Consider the following 3,355-nt stretch of genomic DNA (forward strand, 5'->3'; position numbering starts at 1 on the left):
TGTATATAAATTGGAATAGAAATAAAGAATGGTGGCCACGGTTGGAATTGAACCAACGACACAAGGATTTTCAGTCCTTTGCTCTACCGACTGAGCTACATGGCCGTATATACTCGTTTAATTTGAAAAATTGGCTATGTCGTTCTACAAGTACTGCGGTACTCACGTATAAGCGCTGCGTTCCTCGTCTTGTGAACTCCTTGCTCTTTTCCAAATTAAACTTCGTCTACTTACTCCTCATTTATTCAGAGTATGCCTAAATCGTCATTGCGAGCGACTGAAAGGAGTGTGGCAATCCAGAAAAGATAATAAAAAAATTCTATAAATTAGAATTTTTTAACTGGATTGCTTAGTCGAAACTTACAGTTTCTCCTCGCAATGACTGGAAAACCAAATACAACAATAAGCTTATAATAGATTAATCGGCTTTTGTCTATTCTTAATTAGTAATATTAGACAAAAATCTTACTACATGACAATTTTTCATTTTATCATCTTTGGATATTGGAATATCAAGGACAACAGCTGTATCCAACGTACTAATTGAGTAGAAATATTATACAAGATATTAACCAATGTATCTAATCCAACACGAAATATACTATTTTGCCTATAACCATGTTTTTTAATAACTATTGGTTTATCTAAAACTATAATCTCTCCAGTTTGATAAGCTAGGCAAAATGCAATAGACAATATTTGCATCAATGTATCTAATCGTAAATCATTAGTAATATGAGTTGCTTCACAGTTGAATCCTGCTGATTTAAAAGCTTTGAACATTGTTTCAATTTGCCATCTTTGAGCATATATCTCAGCAGGATTTTTGATCTCATCACTATGTATTAAGACTGCAAGTTCACTCTTCTTATTTCTGATCCCTACTACATTAAATATTTCACCTTTTGTACCAATTCTACGTTGTGACAAACTCACATGCGATCCTATGGCTAGAGGGCGAAATAACTCTTGTATTTTAACCATTTTTCCCCTTGCATTACTGATATATTGTCTATTTTCTCTAACTCGAAAAACGTATCTTATTTGATTTGTTCTAAGCCAAGAGAGCCATTCCTTACCTATAAATTCTCTATCAGCGGTTAATGCTTCAATGCGGTTTTTGTCAAAAACTTCTAAAAAACACTCCATCAGATCAATACGCTCAATATAATCAGAGTTACCACACTTTTTATCACTTAGAAAATTCCAAAAAGGGGGATCGCTATACCATGAAAACTGACAGCTAAATATAAAATATTTATATGTCGTTTACCAAATTTCCAATTCGTTCTATCTAAACACAATACCCATTTTTGCTCCTGCTCAAACCCAGTCATCATGACTAACATAACAGGTAATACTCTCCATGATATTGAGATTTCAGAGATAAATCTTTGCATCCTTCTATACCATGAAGCTGCTTTAATCCCAGACGGCATTCTATTGCATAACAATGACATGTTTACTGTCCTGCTGTTAAGCATTGAAATGATAAATAATCCTAAACATTTTGCTCTTGATAAATTAAGCAAAATATGTTTTTGTAATAATTCGACTAGAGGGGCGGAATGATCTTTCATATGTAAACCAAGTTCTTTCCCCGTTATCATCATGAATTATCAGCAAAATTCAATCCTTTAGTCCTTACATCTCTAAAAATTGTCATGTAGTAAGGACAAAAATACTTAATTATGATATTATGAGCGTTTATTATTATAACGGTTTTTATGATCAAAATCGGCAATATTGAGCTTTCTTCAAATATTATACTAGCTCCAATGTCGGGTGTTACGGATTTGGAATTTAGAAGATTGGTGAAAAGATTCGGTGCAGGGCTTGTAGTTTCTGAAATGGTAGCAAGTAGAGCAATGATTGTGGAATCTAGGCAGTCACTACAAAAAAGTGCTATTATGCGTGATGATGCAACAAGTGCTTGTATACAGCTAGCGGGCTGTGAGCCGAATGTAATAGCTGAAGCTGCTAAAATGAACGAGGATATGGGGGCAAAAATTATCGATCTTAATTTTGGCTGTCCGGCAAAAAAAGTAGTAGGCGGTTATTCAGGCTCAGCTCTAATGAGGGATGAGCAGCTGGCAGCTAAGATTTTTGAAGCTACCGTTAAAGCGGTTAAGCTGCCGGTAACCGTTAAAATGCGTATGGGCTGGGATGATAATACGAAAAATGCTCCGACTTTAGCCAAAATTGCTGAAAGCTCAGGTGTTCAGATGGTTACCGTTCACGGTAGAACTAGATGTCAGTTTTATTCCGGTAATGCCGATTGGGATTTTATACGATCAGTTAAAGAAGCGGTAAAAATTCCGGTTATTGCTAACGGTGATATTACTAATTTTGCCAAAGCAAAAGAAGCCCTGCAAAAATCCGGTGTGGACGGTATTATGGTCGGTAGAGGAGCATACGGCAAACCTTGGCTTATTTCACAAATTGATCATTACCTTAAAACAGGTAAAGAAAAATCTGCTCCCTCTATAGCAGAGCAGCTAGATATTGTAACAGAGCATTATGATGCAATACTTGATTATTACGGTGAATCCGTGGGCGTACCTATTGCACGTAAGCATATTGGTTGGTATAGTAGTGGTTTACCGAATTCGGCAGAGTTTAGAGGTGCCGTTAATTTGATGAACGATCCCGCAGCGGTAAAAGAGAAAATTGCGGAATTTTATAATAATGTTATGAAAGAGTAAGCGTTGTTGCATGTATCAATTCCACTTCTGTCATCCCGCGACTTGATCGCGGGATCTAGTTTAAAATACTAATATTATTAGTATTTTAAGTTATTTTTCTGGATACCGTGGTCAAGCCACGGTATGACCTAGAACGCATTTTTTGATCCACGTAACAATGCTTGAATGGGTAGTAATGAGAAATATTTTAAGTTTTATTTTTATAATATTGTTTTTGTTATAAAACGCGAGTTTCGTATTCAAAAAGTCGCTGAATAGCTGATAGTAACTGGGTTACGTGGATCTTAATAATACTGTTTTTGTTATAAAGTGAGTACAAAATATAAATTGCTAATTAAAATATGGTATTTATAGTATTAGAAAAAAGTTTATAGGTTATTGAAAAAACTTTAAGAGCAATAACCTATGATAATGGATTTTACAGAAATATTTTGTTACGTCGATGATTTTTTTCAAGAATTAGACAAGCATACAAATTCAATTACTAACCATAACAACAAATCTGGTCCTAAAAGTCGACTGAACAGAAGTGAGGTAATAACAATTATAATAGGCTACTGGCAGTCATCTTATGATTGTTTTAAGAATTATTATCTGAAGCAAATATGAATTCATCATCAAAGAGATTTTCAATTAGTAAGCTATAGTCA

General features: G+C 34.6%; 3 protein-coding genes and 1 tRNA gene. 1 reads left to right on the forward strand and 3 read right to left on the reverse strand.

What is annotated here, in order from left to right:
• Positions 1-29: 29 nt before the first annotated feature.
• The 3 genes from REIS_RS00125 to REIS_RS11675 form a co-directional block, all read right to left on the reverse strand.
• A tRNA-Phe gene (locus tag REIS_RS00125) sits at positions 30-105 on the reverse strand.
• A 378-nt stretch (positions 106-483) separates the two neighbouring features.
• Positions 484-1,251: an IS4 family transposase gene (locus REIS_RS11670; protein WP_338109792.1), complete on the reverse strand. Its 768-nt coding sequence runs from the start codon at positions 1,249-1,251 to the stop codon at positions 484-486.
• Positions 1,197-1,613, reverse strand: a complete 417-nt coding sequence (locus REIS_RS11675) for a hypothetical protein (RefSeq protein WP_008579220.1) — start codon at positions 1,611-1,613, stop codon at positions 1,197-1,199. Before REIS_RS11675 ends, REIS_RS11670 begins: the two co-directional genes overlap by 55 nt.
• 114 nt (positions 1,614-1,727) lie before the next feature.
• On the opposite strand from REIS_RS11675, the gene dusB reads away from it, so the two are divergent.
• Positions 1,728-2,705 carry a tRNA dihydrouridine synthase DusB gene (gene dusB, locus REIS_RS00135; RefSeq protein ID WP_008579221.1) on the forward strand — a complete coding sequence of 326 codons (978 nt, stop codon included), beginning with the start codon at positions 1,728-1,730 and terminating at the stop codon, positions 2,703-2,705.
• Positions 2,706-3,355: the final 650 nt, after the last annotated feature.

It is taken from the genome of Rickettsia endosymbiont of Ixodes scapularis (genome assembly GCF_000160735.1).
In the GTDB taxonomy this organism is placed as follows: domain Bacteria; phylum Pseudomonadota; class Alphaproteobacteria; order Rickettsiales; family Rickettsiaceae; genus Rickettsia; species Rickettsia tamurae.

What these genes read in the sequence shown, in the direction of transcription:
- REIS_RS11675 (WP_008579220.1), bottom strand. Translation starts at nt 1,613, where the DNA reads ATGATGATAACGGGGAAAGAACTTGGTTTACATATGAAAGATCATTCC.
- dusB (WP_008579221.1), top strand. Translation starts at nt 1,728, where the DNA reads ATGATCAAAATCGGCAATATTGAGCTTTCTTCAAATATTATACTAGCT.